This is a genomic window from Salmonella sp. SAL04213 (assembly GCF_046550535.1).
GTDB classification, from domain to species: Bacteria; Pseudomonadota; Gammaproteobacteria; order Enterobacterales; family Enterobacteriaceae; genus Salmonella; species Salmonella enterica.
The window spans coordinates 221,872-242,927 of the sequence record NZ_JBGDXS010000002.1; the positions used below are offsets into that span (position 1 = coordinate 221,872).

Sequence of the window (21,056 nt, forward strand, 5' to 3'; positions counted from 1 at the left end):
TAAAGCAGGTACAATGCATTTTTTGCCATTCCCGTAAGGAGCGCAAGCGTGCGTGCCGATAAGTCATTAAGCCCTTTTGAAATACGGTTGTACCGTCATTATCGCATCGTGCATGGCATACGTATCGCCCTGGCGTTCATTCTTACCTTTCTGCTGGTTCGTCTGTTTTCTATTCCCGAGGGCACATGGCCGCTAATCACGTTAGTGGTGATTATGGGGCCCATCTCATTCTGGGGAAATGTAGTGCCTCGTGCTTTTGAGCGCATAGGCGGTACGATCCTGGGCGCGGCGTTAGGGCTGGTGGCGCTACGCCTGGAGCTCTTTTCCTTACCGCTGATGCTGGTGTGGTGTGCGATAGCGATGTTTTTGTGCGGCTGGCTGGCCTTAGGGAAAAAACCGTATCAGGCGCTACTGATAGGCATAACGCTCGCCGTTGTTGTCGGCGCTCCCGCTGGTGATATGAATACGGCATTATGGCGTGGCGGGGATGTGATTTTGGGGTCGCTACTGGCGATGTTGTTTACCGGCATCTGGCCCCAGCGCGCCTTTTTGCACTGGCGCATCCAACTGGCGCATTGCGTCACGGCGTATAATCGGGTGTATCAGGCAGCTCTGTCGCCGAATTTGCTGGAGCGCCCCCGGTTGGATAAACATTTGCAACGGTTGCTGAACGATGTCGTCAAAATGCGCGGGCTGATAACGCCCGCCAGTAAAGAAACCCGGATACAAAAATCTATTTTCGAGGCCATTCAGACCATCAACCGCAATCTGGTTTGTATGCTTGAATTACAAATCAATGCCCACTGGGCGACGCGCGCCAGCCATTTTGTGATGCTTAACGCGCACACATTGCGTGAAACCCAGCAGATGACGCAGCAAACCTTGCTAACGATCGCCCACGCGTTGTTTGAAGGCAACCCGCAGCCGGTACTGGCAAATACCGGTAAACTGAATGATATTGCTGCCGAGTTGCGACAGCTAATGAACGAGCAGCAGGGCGACGCGGTGGCTGAAACCCCCATCCACGGCTATGTTTGGCTAAGTATGGAAACGGCCCGACAGTTGGAACTGCTTTCACACTTGATCTGCCGGGCTTTGCGCAAATAAAAAGCAGATGGGGCGAATGAATTTGTTGCTGCTTCGATTCAGCAAAGATTAAGAGTATGATACTAATATAAGGATAAAATGAGTGCTACTGGCAACGATTTTATCCCCGAACCTTCAGGTTTCCCAGACGGCGACGTAACGGTGTTTCCTCTGGCGGCTTGAAGTATGACGGGGATAAACGTAATGTTTATCCACTAGCAGTTGCTTAACGAATCCGAATCTCACATTATCAGGGGTGTAAAAATGGAAACAACCAAGCCTTCTTTCCAGGACGTGCTGGAGTTTGTTCGTCTGTTCCGTCGCAAAAATAAACTGCAACGTGAAATTCAGGACATTGAGAAGAAGATCCGTGACAACCAGAAGCGTGTGCTGCTGCTGGACAACCTGAGCGACTACATCAAGCCAGGTATGAGCGTTGAGGCGATTCAGGGTATCATCGCCAGCATGAAAAGCGACTATGAAGATCGCGTTGATGACTACATCATTAAAAATGCCGAAATCTCCAAAGAGCGTCGCGACATTTCCAAAAAGCTGAAAGCGATGGGCGAAATGAAACACGCCGATGTAAAAGCCGAATAATGCGCTACGGCAGTGGGAGCGTATATCAGGCTCTCACTGCAGTTTGACCCCGCCAGTGACCATCTTGAGTAAATGTTGTTTTGGCCAGTGTCGGGTAAGTTTTTTCTCTGCCAGCTTACCTTTCAGGCGCGCAATATCATGACGTTTCCGGTCCAGCATCAGACCCACCACGCTACCGCTATGCGCCACGTTCAATCCGTATAAATCACACTCTTCGACCAGCGACAACAGGGCGGTAAATCCTGGCTTAGGTAACAGCGTCTGGCTGGCGATAGCGCTAAGCGTAGCCGCCTCACCCAGTCGGAGCGGATTTTGCGTTATACAGGCTTCCTGCACCAGATTCCAGGCCTGCTGCAAGGTTGCTGAACTTGCTATTAATTTCTGCTGGCGAGGGAGACGGTGGTAATCTTGCGTGCGCAGTGTGACCGGACTTTCCAGTACCAGCAAATCGATTGGCGGCGGTGGCTCGCAGGCGATTTGCGTGACCGCATTATTATGATCAAACAGCGTTAACTGATGAAAAACGGTGCTATCAGTGGGTTCGATTGAGACGCAAAGCTGTGCAAGGGTGGTTTCATCCAGCGAATGGCCAAGATGATGCGCCGTTGCCAACGCCGTAGCGGCAATATCTGCGGTGCTGCTGGCCATGCCTTTGGCAACAGGAATTGACGAACGCACATCGACGCGAATCTCGTTACTCCAGTGCGCAGGATACTGCCAGTGCGCCAGAACGCGCTCCACCATCGCCCGCGACAATGGGCGTTCGTTTACCAACGGCGGCGCAGCCGTGACTGCTACGGTGCTGTACCAGTCAACGGGGCAGGAGACCAGTTTCTCACTGCCCAGAATCCATCCCTGGATAAGTTCCCCGCATGAGGCGGGGCATTGCGCAACAGCCACGTTATCACCTTTCAGGTACGAATAGTGTGCGCGCATAGTGTCATGGTAAAAGCATTATTACCATGACTTGCCGCAATGCGTCGTTTAACCCTCTCAGGCTGGTACACAAAGCCCTTCCGTGGCCGGTAGCGCAATGCGCATAACGTCTTGTGCGATCATTAACTCTTCGTTGGTGTTGATGACGGCGACTTTCACCAGGGCGTTCTCCGTCTGGATAAATGTCGCATTACGCTGATTTTTCTCTTCATCAACGGCTAAGCCCAAAAATTGCAAATTATGGCACACCGCCGATCTGGCGCGCGCTGAGTTCTCGCCAATGCCCCCAGTGAATACCAGCGCATCCAGTCCTCCCATTTGCATAATATAGCTGCCAATGGTGGCGCGAATGCGTTCGGCAAACAGAGTGAGAGCGAGTTTAGCCTGCCGGTTACCGGTATTGGCTGCCTGTTCGACATCGCGGTAATCAGACGACACGCCAGAAACGCCCAGCAAGCCTGACTCATTATTTAATAACTGATTCAACTGTTGCGGCGTTTTGCTTTCGCGCTGGGCTATCCACGGCAGAATAGAGGGATCAATATCTCCGCTACGGGTGCCCATCATCACGCCTGACTGCGGCGTAAAGCCCATCGACGTATTGACCGAACGCCCGTTCTTGATGGCGCAGATGCTGCTACCGTTTCCAAGATGACAACAAATCACCCGTAATGCGCTGAGTGGTACGCCCAGCTTTTCCGCCAGAACGCCGCTGACATACTTATGGCTGGTGCCATGAAAGCCATAACGGCGAATTCCCAGTTCCGCGTAATAATGCCAGGGAAGCGGGTAAATATAGGCGGGTTCATCCAGCGTCTGGTGAAATGCCGTATCAAACACGGCTACGGAAGGGGCATCAGGCAACAGTTGACGAAAAACGTGAATACCCAACGCGTTTACCGGGTTGTGAAGCGGGGCCAGTTCAGCAAGACGTTCGATTTGCGCTAACGTTTCATCCGTGACCAGCGTCGAGTCTTTAAAAAACTCACCGCCGTGCGCCACACGATGGCCCACCCCATCAATGTCCCGCAGACTGTTAATGATTTGATAACCCAGCAGCTTTTCCAGAAGCAGCGTTACCGCATCGCGATGATCGGCAACGGGGACGGTTTCCTGCCATTTTTGGCTGTGCGTCTTAATTGTCACCTGCGCATCCGCCATACCGATACGTTCAATCAGTCCCTGGCAGAGCATGTCGCCCTGCGGCATCTCCAGCAGCTGAAATTTTAACGATGAGCTACCGGCGTTAATGGCCATTATTTTGTAAGACATAAAGGTTCCTTCGAATTCAGAAAATCCAGCACGGCGTCGAGACCCGAATTATTCAACGCGCTGGTAATAAAAATCTGCCGGGCGCCAGCCTGCGTAAGCCATTCCGCAACCAGCGAAATACGCTGCGGGTCGGCGAGATCGGCCTTGGTGACCAGGCCAATCGTCGGGCGGTTCATCGGGGCGGTAAACCCCGGAGAAAAGGGCGACCACTGGGCGTCGGCATTCAGCACCAGGGCGATAACGTCGGCCTCGCAGGCGCTGGTTAGCAGGGCGCTGTACAGGCAGCGGTTCTCCAGGTATTCGCCCGGCGTGTCGATGGCCATCGGCGACCATTCAATGGCCTGGGTTTTCTTATAATGGAGCGCTTCGCCGCGCAGGCTTTGGGTCAGAGAGGTCTTTCCGCACTGGCTGGGGCCGATAAACATCAAACGCTTCATGACGTTACGTCCGGGTGATCGAACAGGTGGTGAACTGCATCATTTCGCCCAGCGTGCGCGTTACCTGCTTGAGGGCATATTCCACAGCAGAAACGTCGCCGGTCAGCACCACGGCACCGGTAAATCGGTCAAGAAAACCGATTTCCACCGCGCCGGATTTGGTGGCGATATCGCAGGCGATAATCGATGCTTCGCTCGGCGTGATGGTAAGGATGCCAATGGCGGAGACCGCATCCGGCAGGCCCAGCTTCTTAAAGAGATCTTTACCTGGATTAGCAATCAGGTGCGCGAGAGTGACCTGTTTCCCCGGCACGTATTCCTGAATCATGCGATCCGTTGTCGGTTGTCTTTCCATTATCCCTCCACCATCTGTCGCCACATGGCTTCATGCGGGCGCGGGATCACCGAGCGGTAAACCAGCAGCCCTTTTTCCCCCGCGCTTTCGCTGGCAACCGTCACGGCGTTGTTGACGTCAGAAACGTCGCCCGCCACCACCATGTAGCATTTACCGCCGATGCCGAAGGCCATATGCACCCGCACCAGGGTGACGTTTGAGCCTTTCACCGCCCGGTCTGCGGCGCTAATGCAGGCCGCCACGCTCCAGGTTTCGACGATACCTACCGCCTGGCGCTTATCGACGCTGTTCAGGCCGCTGATGGCCGGAAGTACGCTGGGATGAATATTTGCCAGCACCAGGCTGTCGACGAGCATCTCGCCGGCCTGCGACGTACCGGTTTCAATGGCCTGCTGGATAGCGCCGATATCGCCGCCCAGCATCAGTAAAAACTTACCTGGGCAGATGGTCTTACTGACCAGCAGATTAACGTTGGCGCTTTTCAGCATGGCATCACCAAGCTCCATGCCTTTGGCGATGCTGGTGAGTTCTAAAATTCCTATAGCCTGAGACATGGTTAACCTCTTACAACCGTGATGGCCTGTTCGCTGATGGCCGATACAATGCCGTCGATGCTGGCGTGAACGGGGGCGCCGAGCGCGCCAGGCGGGACATCGGCAACGCATTGCCCGCGCGTCACGCGCTCGCCGACGGCAACAGTCGGTACTGCGCTGGCACCAATATGCTGGCGCAGCTGCAAAGTGACTTTTTCTACTGACGGCTCTTCTTCAACCAGCGGCGCTTCCTGGTACCAGGGGCTTAGTCCCAGTTTGGCGATCAGCCGCTTCACCGGCACCAGGCGATATTTCGCCATTTCGTCGGACGGATTCAGCGGCCCTTCGTAGCGCTGGTTTTGCGCCCGCAGCTCGCGTTTTAACATGCGGTTGATGCGCATCGGCGAGATCCCCACCGGGCAGGCCACGCTTTCACAAACGTTGCATTCCGAGCAGGTAAGGGCGCTCAGCAGCAGCTGCGGCGTGGCGGCCTGGTGAAAGTTCACTGCCCGCACCAGCAGGTGCGGAGAGAGTTCGTGGCCGATCAGGTGTCGCGGACAGAGATCGGTACACAGTCGGCACTGTTCGCAAACGGTACGCGCGACGGAAAGCACCGTGCGCTCGTCCTGCATTCTCCGCTGGATAAGCGGATGGCTTTTGGGGAGCACCAGCAGGCCGCCGGTAGTTTTCGTCACCGGGTTATCAAGAGAGGTAATCAGGCCACCCATCATCGGGCCGCCGTTAATAAAACCAGGGTCGTCGACCGTTGCGCCGCCCGCCAGCGCCAGCACTTCATGCAGTGACATGCCGATAGGAACGGTAACGGTCAACGGTCTGGCGACCGCGCCGTTCACGGTCAACGTGCGACGAGTGACCGGAAACCGCTGCTCGACCGCTCGGGCAATATTGAGCACCGTTTGCACGTTATTGACGACCACGCCGACGCTGGCCGGTAGCGCGGCAGGGGCGACCCGACGACCGGTTGCCATCCAGATAGTCAGCACCTCATCGCCCGCGGGATATACATCCGGCAGGATATGCAGGCGGATACCGTCTGGCAGCTGCGGGGTGAGGGCGTCGATGGCCCGGCGGTATTTTTCTTTCAGGGCTATCACCCCTTCGCGCGCGCCGGTTGCCGTCATGGCGTACTGTACGCCGCGCACAAGGCGCGCAGCTTGCTGCCACATCAGTTGCTGGTCAACTTTGAGCATCGGTTCACATTCGGCGGCGTTCACCAGAAAAATCTCTACCTGCGCCTGTAGTTTGACGTGAGCGGGAAAACCTGCGCCGCCCGCACCCACAACGCCCGCTGCGCGGACGCGCTCGCGAATTTCATCGGCGCTATGAGACATTTCAACGCTATTGATGGCGGCGCTCATAGCAGTTCCTCCAGCAGCTCGCGAATTTCCTCGGCGCTGGCCGGGCGCGGGTTGGTACGCAGCGTGATATCCGCCAGCGCAGCCTGCACCATCGCCGGAATGCGTGCGGAAAAGTCGGATCTTCCTTCTTTAAGCGCAAGGGCCAGTGAGGGAAGGGCACAGCGTTGCTTAAGCAGTTCGATTTGCTGAATCAGCGCATTGATCGCCGCAACGTCATTGGCTTCTGCCGGGCAAAAACCGCAGGCTTTGGCCATCCGCGCGTAGCGTTTGGCGGCGCGCGGGTCACCCGCGTTAAAGCGGATCACCGTCGTGAGCAGCAGCGCATTGGCCAGCCCGTGCGGCAGATGAAACTGTCCGCCGAGCTGGTGAGCTATCGCGTGGTTAAGACCCAGTCCCGCCTGGCTGAATGCCATCCCCGCCAGCGTTGAGGCGTTATGCATTTTCCCGCGCGTCGCTACGCAGTCGCCTTTTTCCACCGCCGTGGGCAGATACTGGAACACCAGTTTGGCGGCTTTTTCCGCCAGCGCGTCGGTAAAGTCGCTGGCGTGCGGTGACACCCAGGCCTCCAGGGCGTGGGTCAGCACGTCCATGCCGGTGTTGGCGGTAATCTGCGGCGGTACGCTGACCACCAGCTCCGGGTCGAGGATCGCCATATCCGGATACAGCGCATTGTTGAACAGCGGGTACTTGATGCCTTTATCCGGGTCGCTAATTACGCAGGCGCTGGTGACTTCCGAACCGGTGCCGCTGGTGGTCGGGATCGCCACGCAGGTTTCGATGTTGATGCCGCTTTGCTGGCTAAACCAGACAATCGCTTTCGCCGCGTCCATTGCCGAGCCGCCGCCAAAACCAATCACCACCTGCGGCTGCAGGGCCTGCATTTGCGCAATGCCCTGCACCACAGTATGGATGGTGGGGTCCGGCGTTATCTCGCTAAAGACGCTGATGCGGTTATCTGCGGGCAGCGCGTTACGCAGGGTATCCAGTAGCGGCGAGCGCGCCAGAAAGCCATCGCAGATTATCCAGATGTGCTTATTGGTAAAGCGCTTGAGCACCGCCAGGCTGCCCTGACCGCTGTACAACCGCGTTTGTAGTGAGAAGGTATTCATCGCGACCTCGGTTAGCGAATAGAAAAGCCGTTGGTCAGCACGCAGCGCCGGGAGCGGGCAAAAGTACGCGCTGACGTGGTCCCTTCGCCGGTTGGCGTGGCGATAGTGAAGGTGGTAAAGCCTTCGCCGCCGACGCCGATCCCGGCATAGGAGGGGCCGTTTTTGACGAATATCGAGGTTTGCAGGGTGCGGGCCGCGAGGTTCAGGCGCGACACGTTCTGCGAGTGCATGATCGCGGTGTGATGCAGCCCCTCTTCAACCTTCAGGGCCAGCGCCAGCGCGCTATCGAAATCGCTGACTTTTACCACCGGCAGCATCGGCATCAACTGTTCGCTGGTGACCCACGGATCGTCAGCGTTAACCAGCGCAATCAGCAGACGCGGCGCTTTTGCAGGGACAGCGATCCCGGCGGCTTCCAGCATGGCCGATGGGCTCTTGCCGACCAGTTTTTTATTCGCCTGGCTTTCAGGCAGGCAGACGGCGCGGAGTTTGTCGGTATCGGCAGGGCTTAGCAGCAGCGCGCCGAAGGTTTGCATTTGCTGCACCAGACGCTCGGCGACGCTCTCCACTACGATCAGGCTCTTCTCGGCAATGCAGGGCAGGTTGTAATCGAATGACGCGCCGTTGATGATATCTTCCGCCGCTTTCACCAGGTCCGCCGTTTCATCGACGATGCAGGGCGGGTTACCCGCGCCAGCGCCAATCACCTTCTTACCGCTCTTCATGCCCATTGCCACAATGCCCGGGCCACCGGTAATAGCCAGTACCGCGATTCGCGGGTGGGCCATCATCTGCTGGGTCGCTTCGAAGGTGGGTTCAGCCACGGTCACCACCAGATTGCGGATGCCGCAGCAGCGGAAGGCAATCTCTTCAATCAGGCTAATCAGCTTCAGAGAGACCTTTTTCGCGCCCGGATGCGGGCTAAAGTAGACGCTGTTGCCCGCCGCCAGCATGCTGATGCTGTTGTTGATGATGGTTTCCGTCGGGTTGGTGCTTGGGGCGACTGAACCGATGACGCCAAACGGTGAGTATTCAAAGAGTACCATGCCGCCGTCGCCGGTCAGCGCGGTGGTGGTGAGATCTTCTACGCCCGGTGTGTTGTCCAGCGCAGCCTTGTTTTTGAGGAATTTATCTTCTTTGTTGCCCATTCCCGTTTCATTGGCGCTCTCCTCTGCCAGAGCAGCCAGCAGCGGCGTCAGCTCCTGACGCATCGCGCTGATGATAGCGCTGCGGGTTTTCAGCGGACACTGCTGATAACGTAAGAACGCCTGATGCGCGGCATCGATGGCCTCGCTCACGGACTGGAAAATCCCTTTGCCCTGAGGCTGGGCCGGCGTTTGCGCCGGCGTGGTTAATTGCTCGCTAAGAATGGTGCGAATCAGGGTTTCGAGTTCAGAAGTATTCATTGATGAGTTCCCACGTTAATAGCCGCGATGGCGGTCTGTGCTATGTCCATGTCCTGCTCAACGCTGCCGCCGCTGATGCCAAGACCCCCAATTAATATGCCGTCGCGCCACAGGGCGTAACCGCCGCCAAAGGTGACCACTTTTCCCTGTAAATGACTTTCCAGGCCATAAAGCGCCGCGCCTGGCTGAACAACATCGCTCAGCTCATGGGTCGCCGTTTTCATTGCCACTGCGGTCCATGCCTTTTTCGGCGCCAGTTCGCTGCTGACCAGCAGGGCGTCCGGCATCCGCCAGGTCACAGTTTCCGTACCGTGCGCGTCAACGATGCTGACGACTACCGGAACCTGCAGTTGCTGCGCACGTTCAACGGCGGCGCGGGTGAGCTGGTGCAGATCGTGGAATGAGAGGGCCACGGGCGTTGTCTCCTTGCTGCGGGTCGGCTGGCTGGCAGCCAGATAGCGCTTGCTAACTTCACGGATGATGTTGGCCTGGTGCGCATCGCTATCTTCCGCGCGGGCCAGGGCGTACAGGCAGTCCGATAAGCGGTTGATGTAGCGCATCAGCACCTGGCGTACGTTGACTTCAGTTGCCAGTTCAACCAGACGGCGTTCGGCGCGGCGCGCCAGCGTGCGGGCAAAATGTAAGCGGCTCGCGGCTTCGCAGCGTCCGGGTAAAATAAAGCTGTGCAGCGGTTCGACGCGGGCCATTGCCCGATCGATAGCGGCTTCCAGAGCCGAAATCTCTTCGCTGCTGATGTAGCGCTGTTTGGGCGACGGCTGCTCGCTGTCGCTGGCCAGCTCTGCGCTAAACCAAAAAAGTTGCTGCTGGATGGCCTCGAGTAAGGTGCGGTGATTTTCATCCGCAGCGGCGCAGGCGCACAGGCTCAGCGCGGCGTTCAGCTCATCCAGCGTGCCGTAGGCTTCAACCCGCGGGTGGGTTTTGCTCACCCGCTGGCCGGTAAACAGTGATGTGGTGCCAGCGTCACCTGTTCGGGTATAAATCGCCATAACCGCCCCTTAACGCGAAAGCGTATCTACAATGCCGACAACGGCGAGGTCGATGGCCTCATTTGGCCCGGAAAAAACGTGCCTGGCGCTGGAGCCGCCGCTGAGCAAAACCAGTTCGCCGACGCCCGCGCCGACGGAGTCCACGGCCACTTCATCGCCAGAGGTGGGCGAGGCGGGGAGTTCGCCATCGGCGCTGACCCGACGCACCAGCAGCAGCTTTTTCCCAATCAAAGAAGGTGATTTTTGCGTGGAGACAACCGCGCCCGTGACTCGTGCCAGATGCATGATTTACTCCTGCTTAATTAATTGAATATTCCGCGCATTGGCCGCGTCACGCGCCATGGCGGTCACGATGCATTTGCGGTGGACAACCAGACGCCCCCGGCTTAGCAGCGCGACATCGCGATAGCTCAGCACCGAACCCGCATGCAGAACCAGCGGCAGTCCGTGCTCGTCGGTGAATACCAGCGGCAGACGAGCCAGTTTTTTGACCGGGATAACCGGCAGCAACTGGCTGTGCAGGCTGAGCTGTACGCGGATGCCAAACGCCAGCGCGTCGTGAATTTTCCGGGCGGCGGTATCGTCGGTTTCTGCATCCGCAAGCTGACCCAGCAGCGGCAGGTCGACGAGCAGGATGCGCAGCGACGCGTGCTGACAGAACAGTGCTGGACAGTCGGCATCGCGAAGTTGCGTAACGCTCAGCGTCGCCGTGCTCTGGGCACGGCGATGCAGCCGGGAGACAATCTCCTCGACAATGCGCTGCAGGGTTTCGCCGTTCATCGCGGGCCTACCAGCCGGGCAAAGGCCTGCGGGTTATCGGCACCAGCGGCGTTGGCTTCATCGGTATCAATGTGCATTTCGAGGCGCATGTCCGGTGAAACGCGAATCGCCACGTTGTTGAAAATCAGCCCGCGATCGTCGCCTTCAATCGCCACGGAGACCGTATCGCCGTGGGAAACCCGCAGGATCAGCGCATCAAGCGGCGACATATGGATATGCCGCTGCGCGACGATAACCCCGGAAGGCAGCTCCAGTTCGGCAAAGGGGCTGACCAGGCGGATGCCCGGCGTCCCCTTCAGGTTGCCGGACATTCTCAGCGGCGCGGCAATCCCCAGCGTTCTGGCGTCGGTACGCGAAATTTCCACCTGGCTTACCGAGCGCAGCGGGCCGAGCAGGCGCACATTTTTGAGCTGCCCTTTCGGTCCCACCAGAGTGACGGTTTGCTCCGCGGCGTATTGTCCCGGCTGCAGCAGCGCTTTTTTCTCGCTGATGGGATGGCCGGGAAACAGCCGCTCATAATCCTGTGCGGACAGGTGGATATGACGGTTTGAGACGCCCAGCGGAATAGGCCGCTGGCGCATCTCGTCGAGAACTTTACTGACCGTTGATTGCAGAAGCTCTTTATCCATTACGCTTCACCTCGCTTGCCGGAATGAATGCAAAGCGTACGAGGTTCGCCCTTCTGGCGCGGACATTTTGGATCCAGACACAGATTGCAGCTGACCAGTTCTGATTCCTGCGGGGCATCTTCGGCTGGCGCTTCAGAAACGACATCGGCCATCTCTGACGCTTCAGGCTCAGGTTCTATGACGGAGGGGGAGGGAGCCTCTGCGAGCAGGATCCCTTCTCCGGGCCTGGCGATAACCTTGTGGGCCACCAGGCCATTCCGCTGTTCGGCGAAATGCGCACCGGTGGTGATGGCCGCCTGCACGGAGGCCACATCACCGGTAATTTTAATCACCATCCAGCCTGAACCATTGGTCTTTTCGAGGGCGAGCAGCGTGATAGAAGCGGATTTCGCCATGATATCGGCGCAGCTGATAGCCAGTGCCAGACCACAAACTTCAAGTAATCCCAGTGATTGCTTCACGCGGTGCTCCTTATTCGCCATCGATTAGGCTGATTTCGGTAAAATGGCCTCAACATCACTGTGCGGACGCGGGATAACGTGGCAGGATTTCACTTCACCCACGACGCTTGCCGCCGCGCTGCCGGCATCTACGGCTGCTTTAACCGCGCCGACATCGCCGCGAACCATGACGGTAACCAGGCCAGAACCAATTTTTTCGTAGCCCACCAGCTGTACGTTGGCGGATTTAACCATTGCATCGGCGGCTTCAATGGCGCCGACCAGCCCTTTTGTTTCAACCAGTCCCAGTGCGTTATTCATACTGCCGTTCTCCTGTGATTAAGCATGGAGATCCCGAAAAGGGATCCCTTTGACCAGCCGTGCCGCGTTATTACCGGTGTTGCGTTGGGCCTGACTGTCCTGATGATGCATCAGCGTAAAAAGCGGTGCCGATGCGGGTAAATTCTTGTAATGTACGACCAGCGTATGGCGATCGCAGGCGATGCCGACCAGCAGCGGCGAGCTGCGCGCCGCCTGCCAGGCGCTGTCAACGACATCTCCAGCCGGGTGATGCTGAAGCAGGAAAGGGATGCCTTCCTCTTCGATACCCAGCAGCACTTCGTGCCAGAGGCTGGCGCAGTCGTTGATAACGGTAATGACGATGGCCGGGGCGCTGTGATTACTGTCCATATGCAAATTCCTTGTGCCAGGAGAGAATCAGGCCGGTGGCCACCGCGTTTCTTGGGCCTTCGCTGCCGCGAATATTTCCTCGCCCGGCGACCAGGCGGTAGTGCGCCAGCGCATCGGTGACCAGCTGCGGAACTTCGAAATCCAGCGACGAGCCGCCGACCAGCACCACGAACGGAATATCGCGAATGTTGCCGGTTGGACTGACCTGACGCAGCGCGCGCAGGGCGTTGGTGACAAAGACGCGTTCTTTAGCGCTGCGGCGAATGGCGCGCACTTTTTCCAGCGCTAAGTCGCCGGGAAGCGGCACCAGTTCGTCCGGTTTCACCACGCAGACGCGGGCGAACACGGCGGGAGGCAGCGGCGTCGGGAAGAACTGCACGCTGCCGTCCTCGTGGCGCAAATGGAACAGGCTTTCGACCTTCGCCAGCGGGTATTTTTTGATCTCTTCCGCCAGATAGCGGTCTTCCAGCCCCAGCTCGCGGGCAATAATCATCGTCACCATGTCGCCTGCCCCGGCGAGATGGGTGGCGATGATTTCGCCTTTAGGGTTGATGATGGAGGCATCGGTGGAGCCCGCGCCGAGGTCGAGGATCGCCAGCGGTCGGGTGGTACCCGGCGTGGTCAGCGCGCCCAGAATGGCGGCTTCAGCCTCAGCGCCGCCGATCTGCACGTCGATATTAAGCTTCTGCTCAATTTCACGGGCAATCATCGCCATCTGCAGACGGTCTGATTTCACCATCGAGGCGATGCCGACGGCCTGCTCCAGCGAGAACTCCCCGGCCAGACCGCCGGTGACGCTCACCGGAACCGAGGTGTCAACGGCCAGAAGATCCTGAATGAAAATCTCGCTGCTGGGCTTATTGGTTAGCTCGGCCATGGTCTGGCGTACGTGCTCCAGCATGCCGCCGATATTGGTCCCGGCCTCGCCGGTGACGTTGTCGAGCTTGCCGCAGCCGTCCACCGCTTTCATGATAGCTTCGGCACCGGCGGCAACATCCACGCGCACGGTACGACCCTGCGCCTGCAGCTCCAGGTTACCGGCGGGTATTGCGCGCGCTTTGACGTCGCCGGATGGCGTTTTAACCACTACGGCGGAACGGTTGCCAATCAGCGCGCGCGCCATCGGGACGATGTTTTTCGTCTCATCGGCGTTGAGGTTGAATACGGTGGCGATGCCGTAAGGGTTGGAGAGGGTCTCGATAACCTTCCCCGGCACGGCGACTTCAATCGCCGCCAGCATCCCCAGAGGAATGCGGTCGATGTACAGAACCTCGTCAACGATCGGCAGCGATTTTTCCAGCCGGTTGCTGACTAGTACGCCATCGTCGCGCTGCAAAATGACGCCGGTAATCTGGTATCCGGCACGCATTGAGGCGTTGATAACATTGGCGATGTCGGCAAAATCGAATGCCGATGACACCACCAGAATATAGGACGAGTCCGCCGGGCGGGTTAACAGCTCCTCCGGCGTAATCGTGATACCCACACCAAGGCCTGCTCCGCCCGGCGTTTTTGGGTTATGGCCGATCATTGTCGATTCGGTGATGATGGTTTCGGTAATGGTTTCCATCGCCACATCGCCAATCACCGGCGTGGCTTCGTTAATGCGGATGAGCGAAATATCGCTGACATTGATCCCCGCGCGCTTTGCGACGAGGGCGAGCGCTTCCTGAATGCCGAACACGTTACGCAACGTGCCTTTGATCCCGGTCGTTTCCGCCAGCGCGCTGTGGGTGATTGTCAGCGCGCCAGCCTCATCTTGCCGCGCCAGTGCGACTTCCGTCGATGAGTTGCCGATATCAATGCCAGCTATATATCGCATCACATACCCCTGTAATTAATCGTCGCCTTTGAGTTTTTTACGCTCAACGTACAGCCCTGCCGCTTCACGAACGAAAGCTGCGCAAATCTTTGCCTGATAACGGTTTTCGAGATCGTCGGCGATAGCGAGCAGCTCTTCTTTCGTTGAACGATACGGACGAAGGGCGTTGTAGATTTCAAGAATGCGATCGTCCGGTACCGCGGTCAGTTCGGCGGCGCGTTCGAAGTTCATCGCCAGCCGGTCGCGGCCCGCGTCCTTGGCGATAGACGCCTGTAAGCGCAGGGTTTCCGGGGTAATGCGCATATCCTGAGCGGTGACTTTATTGCTCAGCACGTTTTCCAGCGTAAAGTCGTCCAGCGTTTTATTGGTGGCGGTTTTCACCCATTCCGGGTGTTTGTTCGCCAGCGGGTAGTCGCTGACCTTTGCGCTGCGGGACGTGCCGCCTGCCGCAGGAGCCGCTGCTGGCGCATCGCCCTGCAGGCTGTTCATGCGGCTCAATACGTCCCGGACCATCGATTCAATTGCGTCGGTATTCATGGAGTTATCCTTTATCAAAGCGCCACGCGCAGTTCCTGCGGGTTTTTGCCCGTCACGACGTACTTGGTCTCTTTAATGTGCAAAATGGCTGACTTTGCCTGGTACTTCGGGCGTGCCATCTGGTCATTGAGCGTAGGGACCGGCTGCGGTGATTCGCGTTTCGCATAGCGGGCGGCGTTTTTACCAATCTGACGGTAGGTTTCCAGCGTCAGCAGCGGTGCCTGCGGGAACAGCTCCAGGTTGGAGAGCGGCGGTAGCCCCTGCTGGTGGATAACTGTAGTACCTTTCGACTGGATGCCGATGGAGATGCCGGAGCCGCTCAGGCGGTTACCTTCAACGGCGACGAACGCCACGTCGGAAGATTTAAAGCAGCGAATCACGCGCGCCTTGATGCCTTCTTCTTCAATACCGGCAATGACTTCGCGCAGAATGCTCTTATGCGGTAAGCCGACGATATTAACAGTCTGTGCCAGGCCAAATGCCGGGCCGACGGCGATAATGACTTCGTCCTGCTGAGTGCCCTGGCGCGCTTCGCCCACTTCGGTCAAAAAGCCGTCGCCCGCAGGCGCAGCGGTCTGTGGTGTTGTGGATGCCGCAGGCGCATTAAACGAGACGGGTTTATCGCTGCCCTTCATATCGCGGAGCACGTCTTCAATTATCTGGCGCAGCAATTTTTCATTAATTTCCATTTCTCACCCCTTAATCAATCTCGTTGGGATCAAGAGCGCCAGGGATGTTTTTAATCTCTTCCCAGCGTTCTCCCTGCAGGCGATAACCTGTTGCCGGACCGGCATAGTCATTGACGTCATTAACCGCAGAGAGCACTTGCCCGTCGCCGACGATAATGGCGGAGGTGTGCAAATAGTCGCCGGTTAGCTTGGCTTTCTGGATGTTGAGCATGTCCTGGGCCACGTCGGTAAACCCGCCCTGCGCCAGCGCTTTAACGACTTCCAGACCGTTGCGGTTTTTATTGATGATTTCCTGGGCGAACTTGATGTCTTCGACGATGTTGCGCTCCGGCATATCTTTCGAACCGTGGGCATAGGTCGCGGCTTCAACTTCTTCATCGGTAATCGGCGGCAGTCCCATTCCGGCAAACACGGCCTGCAGCGCGCGGGCGGCTTTGTTACGGATGGCGATAACGTCCTCTTCGCGAACCGGGCGCAGACCGCCGTCCACTTTCAGGTCACGCTGGATAACGTTGTAGTCGTCAAAGTCTTCCGCATCTTCGTTGGAACCGGCGAACATGTTGTCGTAGTTCGGCACCGCGGAATAACCAGAGGAGATAAAGTCGGTACCCGGCAGGAACTGCATCAACAGGCGCGCGGTACGACGCATATCGGAGTGGGTGAAGGTCTGGTCGTTACTGGAAGCGCATTCCAGATCCAGCGAAGAGCAGATCAGGTTTTCCGCCAGCACGGCACGAATGCCTGACGGCACGGCAGACGGTACGCCGATACAGCTTACGGAGCCGTTTTGCAGCCCCTGAACGCCCGCGGCTTTGGTGATATAGATGCAGCGCGCTTCCAGATACAGCATGGATTTGCCTTCGGCGTAGCCCATCTGCACTTCGGAGCCAGAACCGGAGGTGAAGCGCATTTTCAGGCCGCGAGAGGCGTAGGAAGAGGCTAAGAAGCCCTTCGACCATGGTGTATCGTCACCGTCGGTGAAGACCGGCTCGGTGCCGTAAACGGAGATGGTTTCGGCGTAGCAGGTGTGGCCCAGCATGCCGAGCTTCAGCTCGGTGGCTTCTTCCAGCGAGCACTGAGTCAGTACACCCGGACGACCTACCTGAGAACCAACCAGCAGCGCGATGGCGTTGAACGGCGCGTAGCGCGCTACCGCAACCGTGGTTTCTTGTTCGTCAAACCCGCGCCATGCGCCTTCGGCGGCATCGGCGGCAATTTGCACCGGGTTGTCTTTAACGTTGGTGACGTGCGCCTGCTGAGATGGCGTGCGGCGGGCGCGCATTTTCTGCATTGCCATCATCATCTCAACCACGTTCATATGCGAAACCACTTCAACAATTTTCGCCGGGGTCATCGCGGTGGTTAGCGGGACGATTTCGCTGCGCTTGACGTTCGGATCGCAGAGCATGTTAGCCAGCTTGACCGAATCCATCGCCATCACTTCTTCGGCGCGGTTCAGGTTGATGCCGTAGCGGGCGATAAAGTGGTCGATCAGGTCGAATTCGCTAACCGGTTTTCCGTCCAGCTCGGTCACCGCGCCGTTAACGATTTTAATCGACGGTTTTGGGTCGTTCGGGCTTTCCATCGCGATAAAGCCTTCTTCGATCCACTCCTTAACAAAGCCGTCCTGATTCACAGGGCGTTTCGCCAGTGCTTCAAATCTTTTCGATCTCATGAATCAGCCTCGTGGGTATCAGATGTAGGACGGGCGATCGTTTTTCGGTTCAGAACCGAGGGTCGCAAGGACGGTTTTGCCGATTTCGCGGGCGGAGGTCACCGCCTGACGGACCGCGCCGGAGTCGCCGGAAATCACCAGAATGGCTTCGTTACTAAAGCTGGTGCCGTGCGCCGGCGAGCTGTACGCCACGACTTCAACGTTGGCTGACTTCAGGGCGGTATCGGCCATCAGTACGCCGACGGAAGCCGGAGCGCCGACGATGACGCCGCAGGCACGGCCAATCGGCGCGCCGAACGCTTTTTCCAGGGCGTAGCTGGCGCGAGCGGTGTACTGCAGCTCGATATGCCCGGCTTCGTTGCCGTAAACATCGCCGAAGGTGCGGTCCAGCTCTTTCAGCGCGACTTCGATACCGCGCTTGACGTCGGACACGTCGTTACCGCCTAAAATAATCAGCGAACCGTGGCCCGCGCCGCCTTTGGTATCGCGCGGCAGCTCAATGCTGACCACTTCGGTGTTGGTGGCTTTCACCGCTTCGTCCGCCGCCATAATGTGCGGGCCTGCGCCGGTGCGGGCGCCGAGAATACCGATGGAACGATAGCGCTTCTCAAGCTTCATCGCGTCCAGCAGGGCGGTATCGACGTTGGCGATAACCAGGCCCAGGGTATCGCCAATGGCGGTCCCGACAAATTCCGTTAAACTGCAGCTTTTTTCTGCCATAGCCGTCTCTCGTATAGGTTGGGGTTGACCAGGGATGGCCTGTTGTTCCGGCGTTGCCACACGGGCAATCACCTGCGCCATGATCTGTTCCACCAGCTCATTGCTGCTCATTGGCTAATTCCCTTCGGTAAGATTTTTTCTACATCGGTGTGAGGGCGTGGGATGACGTGTACGGCTTTCACTTCACCCACGTTGCGTGCGGCTGCGGCACCTGCATCGGTGGCCGCTTTGACCGCGCCAACATCGCCGCGCACGATGACGGTTACCAGCCCGGAGCCAATCTTTTCATAGCCCACTAACATCACATTGGCTGACTTAACCATTGCATCAGCGGCCTCTATGGCTGCGGTTAAGCCTTTGGTTTCTACCATTCCTAGTGCTTCTTGTTGCATAAAGACCTCGCATGGAGTGTTCCGATAGTTGGGACTATAAGAAGATGCGAGGAAAAAGAATGGCTGACTTGCTGTTGAGCATCAGAAAATAATGGGAAAGCAATATGATTAAATTGCCTTTTGTTTTTATAACTAACTGATAATTAACATTTAATTTATTGTTGTCCATATGATTATTTTGTTTTTATTATTTCATTTTTACATTTTTGTTAGTGACGAGAGTATTTTTATTTGATATGGCGAAAGACGCAAAATGTGATGCTTATTCGAAATTGATAAGTTGGCTTGTGCAATATTTTATTATTTTCACAGGCGTATTTTATAGCTCAAATTTCCCGTGTGATGGGCTGATAAAAATATCGGAAAAGCAAAATTTTGCTATCGCAACACGATTTTTCCGGGAGGCAGGCCCGCAGGTTGCCAACAATTTACAGGCGGCACTTTTTATAGTGAGGTTAGCTGTACTCTACCGCCAGCCGAAACTTGCGCTGGCCAGGACACGAACTTTGCTCAGAAGGTGTCACATGAATGATTCTCTAAAGGCGCAATGTGGTGCGGAATTTTTAGGCACCGGACTCTTTTTGTTTTTTGGTATCGGTTGTTTGAGCGCGCTCAAAGTCGCAGGCGCCAGCCTCGGATTATGGGAGATTTGCATTATTTGGGGGCTTGGAATTTCACTGGCCGTTTACCTTACGGCCGGGATCTCCGGCGGACATCTTAACCCTGCGGTGACGATTGCGCTGTGGCTCTTTGCCTGCTTCCCCAAACAGAAAGTATTGCCTTATATTATTGCCCAGTTTGCCGGCGCTTTTGGCGGCGCTCTGCTGGCGTATGTGCTTTATAGTAGCCTTTTTACTGAATTTGAGACTGCGCATCATATGGTGCGCGGTAGCGTCGAAAGTTTGCAATTAGCCAGCATTTTCAGTACCTATCCGGCCGCAGCGCTAAATGTATGGCAGGCTGCGTTGGTGGAAGTGGTCATTACGTCGATTCTGATGGGCATGATCATGGCATTGACGGATGATGGCAATGGCATTCCTAAAGGGCCGCTTGCGCCTTTGCTTATTGGGATATTGGTTGCCGTTATCGGCGCGTCTACTGGACCCCTTACCGGTTTTGCAATGAACCCGGCGCGTGATTTCGGTCCCAAACTGTTCACATGGTTAGCGGGGTGGGGGAACATGGCGATGAGCGGTGGGCGAGAGATCCCTTATTTTATCGTGCCGATTGTCGCGCCTGTTATCGGCGCCTGTGCCGGAGCAGCCATATATCGCTATTTTATTGGTAAGAATTTACCTTGTAACCGCTGTGAACTGTAAGAAAATGCGAACCAGATTCACAGCAATGATGTATCGTAAAAACAGGTGAGATAATTTCGTGATCTGCTTTCACGAACTGATCAAAACGTCTCCCAGCAATGGGAGACTTTTGATATTGTCATTGTACTTTTTATCAGGGCCAGGATAATGCTAATAAAAAGTGAATGTAAATAATGTGTTTTGTTTATAACAATAAATTAACTGAGGGGTTTTATCATGATTTCTGCGAGCGCTCTGAACTCAGAACTCATTAATAAAATCGCACAGGATTTTGCACAAGCCACCGGTCTGGCGGTTGTGGTTGTCAATATTCATGGTGATGAAATATCTGAGCTATTCAATTTCACGCCGTTTTGTCAGTTGATGCGGCAGCATCCCCAGCATAGTACACGTTGTCGTATGAGCGATCGCTGCGGGGGACTGGAGGCATCGAAGTCCGATCAACCCTGTATTTATCGTTGTCATGCCGGTCTAACGGATTTTTCTATTCCGCTGGTAATCGCAGGGCATTTAGTTGGCTTTGTTTTATGCGGGCAGGTTCGTTTAAGTAATGACGTGGAGCTGGTAAACATTCTTAATGTTGACGATCGCTGGCAGGCTGACCCTGAGCTCTTGAATGAATTTCGGAATGTGCCAGAGATGGACTATTCACGCGTTATCGCTTCCGCCGATCTTCTTAAACTGATTGTTGAGAATTGCCTGAAAAAACAGCTCAATTTCGTGGTTATCAAAGACAATCCGCAGCAATCGGAGGCAAATAAAACCACTCGTGGTCCCACTCCGCATGACAGTAAAATGAAAAAAGCGCTTCGCTATATTGATGCGCATTTGTCCGACGATCTTCGTCTTGAGGATGTCGCCTCACATGTCTATCTCAGCCCCTATTACTTCAGTAAGCTATTCAAGAAATATCAGGGAATCGGATTTAATGCGTGGGTAAACCGCCAGAGAATGGTTAGCGCCAGAGAATTGCTTTGCCATAGTGACTGGAGTATTGCCAGTATTGCGCGTAATTTAGGCTTTTCGCAAACCAGCTATTTTTGCAAAGTCTTCCGCCAGACCTATCAGGTTACGCCGCAGGCTTATCGCCAGCAGATAAATGAGAATTCTCATCCTCCATCGTTATGAATGGCAATATTTTGCTATTGCCGATTTTTGATAGTCTTTTGTATCTTAATCATTTCAGAAAGAAAATTTATCTGGTGTAACAATAAATTGTCATAGCGCAACAAAATAATAAAAT

General features: G+C 56.1%; 25 protein-coding genes. 4 read left to right on the forward strand and 21 right to left on the reverse strand.

Features of this window, described 5'->3' with window-relative positions; genetic code table 11:
• Nucleotides 1-48: 48 nt before the first annotated feature.
• Nucleotides 49-1,107: an FUSC family protein gene (locus ACLJPQ_RS05790; RefSeq protein ID WP_001200858.1), complete on the forward strand. Its 1,059-nt coding sequence runs from the start codon at nt 49-51 to the stop codon at nt 1,105-1,107.
• Nucleotides 1,108-1,350: 243 nt separating this feature from the next.
• Nucleotides 1,351-1,686, forward strand: coding sequence for a DUF496 family protein (locus ACLJPQ_RS05795; RefSeq protein ID WP_000450405.1), 336 nt, complete (start codon nt 1,351-1,353; stop codon nt 1,684-1,686).
• Between the two features lie 33 nt (nt 1,687-1,719).
• Here ACLJPQ_RS05795 and pduX read toward each other — a convergent pair whose 3' ends face one another.
• The 21 genes from pduX to pduA form a co-directional block, all read right to left on the reverse strand.
• Nucleotides 1,720-2,586, reverse strand: a complete 867-nt coding sequence (gene pduX, locus ACLJPQ_RS05800; RefSeq protein ID WP_138010047.1) for an L-threonine kinase PduX — start codon at nt 2,584-2,586, stop codon at nt 1,720-1,722.
• Nucleotides 2,587-2,679: 93 nt separating this feature from the next.
• Nucleotides 2,680-3,894, reverse strand: a complete 1,215-nt coding sequence (gene pduW, locus ACLJPQ_RS05805; protein WP_000120647.1) for a propanediol utilization propionate kinase PduW — start codon at nt 3,892-3,894, stop codon at nt 2,680-2,682.
• Nucleotides 3,879-4,331, reverse strand: a complete 453-nt coding sequence (pduV, locus tag ACLJPQ_RS05810; protein ID WP_000826272.1) for a propanediol utilization protein PduV — start codon at nt 4,329-4,331, stop codon at nt 3,879-3,881. The genes pduW and pduV overlap by 16 nt, the downstream gene beginning before the upstream one ends.
• 4 nt (nt 4,332-4,335) lie before the next feature.
• Nucleotides 4,336-4,686: a propanediol utilization microcompartment protein PduU gene (gene pduU / locus ACLJPQ_RS05815; RefSeq protein WP_000441100.1), complete on the reverse strand. Its 351-nt coding sequence runs from the start codon at nt 4,684-4,686 to the stop codon at nt 4,336-4,338.
• Nucleotides 4,686-5,240, reverse strand: a complete 555-nt coding sequence (pduT, locus tag ACLJPQ_RS05820) for a propanediol utilization microcompartment protein PduT (RefSeq protein WP_000075777.1) — start codon at nt 5,238-5,240, stop codon at nt 4,686-4,688. Before pduT ends, pduU begins: the two co-directional genes overlap by 1 nt.
• Before the next feature lie 2 nt (nt 5,241-5,242).
• Nucleotides 5,243-6,598 carry a cobalamin reductase PduS gene (gene pduS, locus ACLJPQ_RS05825; RefSeq protein ID WP_042949043.1) on the reverse strand — a complete coding sequence of 452 codons (1,356 nt, stop codon included), beginning with the start codon at nt 6,596-6,598 and terminating at the stop codon, nt 5,243-5,245.
• Nucleotides 6,595-7,707: a 1-propanol dehydrogenase PduQ gene (pduQ, locus tag ACLJPQ_RS05830; RefSeq protein ID WP_080184640.1), complete on the reverse strand. Its 1,113-nt coding sequence runs from the start codon at nt 7,705-7,707 to the stop codon at nt 6,595-6,597. The genes pduS and pduQ overlap by 4 nt, the downstream gene beginning before the upstream one ends.
• 11 nt (nt 7,708-7,718) lie before the next feature.
• Entirely contained in the window at nt 7,719-9,113 is a 1,395-nt protein-coding gene (gene pduP / locus ACLJPQ_RS05835) for a CoA-acylating propionaldehyde dehydrogenase PduP (RefSeq protein ID WP_080184639.1), read from the reverse strand.
• Nucleotides 9,110-10,120, reverse strand: coding sequence for a two-domain cob(I)yrinic acid a,c-diamide adenosyltransferase PduO (gene pduO, locus ACLJPQ_RS05840; protein WP_001029486.1), 1,011 nt, complete (start codon nt 10,118-10,120; stop codon nt 9,110-9,112). Before pduO ends, pduP begins: the two co-directional genes overlap by 4 nt.
• A 9-nt stretch (nt 10,121-10,129) precedes the next feature.
• The gene (gene pduN / locus ACLJPQ_RS05845) at nt 10,130-10,405 is read right to left on the reverse strand and encodes a propanediol utilization microcompartment protein PduN (protein ID WP_000549825.1); all 276 of its coding nucleotides are present in this window, start codon (nt 10,403-10,405) and stop codon (nt 10,130-10,132) included.
• A gap of 3 nt (nt 10,406-10,408) precedes the next feature.
• Nucleotides 10,409-10,900: a propanediol utilization microcompartment protein PduM gene (gene pduM, locus ACLJPQ_RS05850; RefSeq protein ID WP_023216051.1), complete on the reverse strand. Its 492-nt coding sequence runs from the start codon at nt 10,898-10,900 to the stop codon at nt 10,409-10,411.
• Nucleotides 10,897-11,529 carry a phosphate propanoyltransferase gene (locus ACLJPQ_RS05855; RefSeq protein ID WP_080184638.1) on the reverse strand — a complete coding sequence of 211 codons (633 nt, stop codon included), beginning with the start codon at nt 11,527-11,529 and terminating at the stop codon, nt 10,897-10,899. The genes pduM and ACLJPQ_RS05855 overlap by 4 nt, the downstream gene beginning before the upstream one ends.
• The gene (pduK, locus tag ACLJPQ_RS05860) at nt 11,529-12,011 is read right to left on the reverse strand and encodes a propanediol utilization microcompartment protein PduK (RefSeq protein WP_001284379.1); all 483 of its coding nucleotides are present in this window, start codon (nt 12,009-12,011) and stop codon (nt 11,529-11,531) included. Before pduK ends, ACLJPQ_RS05855 begins: the two co-directional genes overlap by 1 nt.
• A 3-nt stretch (nt 12,012-12,014) precedes the next feature.
• Complete coding sequence (gene pduJ / locus ACLJPQ_RS05865) at nt 12,015-12,290, reverse strand: propanediol utilization microcompartment protein PduJ (protein WP_001057755.1); 276 nt, start codon at nt 12,288-12,290, stop codon at nt 12,015-12,017.
• 18 nt (nt 12,291-12,308) lie between these two features.
• Nucleotides 12,309-12,659: a propanediol dehydratase reactivase beta subunit PduH gene (gene pduH, locus ACLJPQ_RS05870; protein ID WP_000377974.1), complete on the reverse strand. Its 351-nt coding sequence runs from the start codon at nt 12,657-12,659 to the stop codon at nt 12,309-12,311.
• On the reverse strand, nt 12,649-14,481 hold the full coding sequence (gene pduG, locus ACLJPQ_RS05875; RefSeq protein ID WP_080184637.1) for a propanediol dehydratase reactivase alpha subunit PduG: 1,833 nt from the start codon (nt 14,479-14,481) through the stop codon (nt 12,649-12,651). The genes pduH and pduG overlap by 11 nt, the downstream gene beginning before the upstream one ends.
• 15 nt (nt 14,482-14,496) lie before the next feature.
• Nucleotides 14,497-15,018 carry a propanediol dehydratase small subunit PduE gene (gene pduE, locus ACLJPQ_RS05880; protein WP_001090597.1) on the reverse strand — a complete coding sequence of 174 codons (522 nt, stop codon included), beginning with the start codon at nt 15,016-15,018 and terminating at the stop codon, nt 14,497-14,499.
• Nucleotides 15,019-15,032: 14 nt separating this feature from the next.
• Entirely contained in the window at nt 15,033-15,707 is a 675-nt protein-coding gene (gene pduD, locus ACLJPQ_RS05885) for a propanediol dehydratase medium subunit PduD (protein WP_000405051.1), read from the reverse strand.
• A 10-nt stretch (nt 15,708-15,717) separates the two neighbouring features.
• Complete coding sequence (gene pduC, locus ACLJPQ_RS05890) at nt 15,718-17,382, reverse strand: propanediol dehydratase large subunit PduC (protein WP_001256896.1); 1,665 nt, start codon at nt 17,380-17,382, stop codon at nt 15,718-15,720.
• An 18-nt stretch (nt 17,383-17,400) separates the two neighbouring features.
• The gene (pduB, locus tag ACLJPQ_RS05895; protein WP_000097500.1) at nt 17,401-18,213 is read right to left on the reverse strand and encodes a propanediol utilization microcompartment protein PduB; all 813 of its coding nucleotides are present in this window, start codon (nt 18,211-18,213) and stop codon (nt 17,401-17,403) included.
• Nucleotides 18,210-18,494, reverse strand: a complete 285-nt coding sequence (gene pduA / locus ACLJPQ_RS05900; protein WP_001183618.1) for a propanediol utilization microcompartment protein PduA — start codon at nt 18,492-18,494, stop codon at nt 18,210-18,212. Before pduA ends, pduB begins: the two co-directional genes overlap by 4 nt.
• A gap of 524 nt (nt 18,495-19,018) precedes the next feature.
• Here pduA and pduF point away from each other — a divergent pair.
• Both pduF and pocR read left to right on the forward strand, forming a co-directional pair.
• Nucleotides 19,019-19,813: a propanediol diffusion facilitator PduF gene (gene pduF, locus ACLJPQ_RS05905; RefSeq protein ID WP_001000023.1), complete on the forward strand. Its 795-nt coding sequence runs from the start codon at nt 19,019-19,021 to the stop codon at nt 19,811-19,813.
• A gap of 216 nt (nt 19,814-20,029) precedes the next feature.
• A complete protein-coding gene (gene pocR / locus ACLJPQ_RS05910; protein ID WP_000622326.1) occupies nt 20,030-20,941 on the forward strand; it encodes a transcriptional regulator PocR in 912 nt (303 codons plus the stop codon).
• Nucleotides 20,942-21,056: the final 115 nt, after the last annotated feature.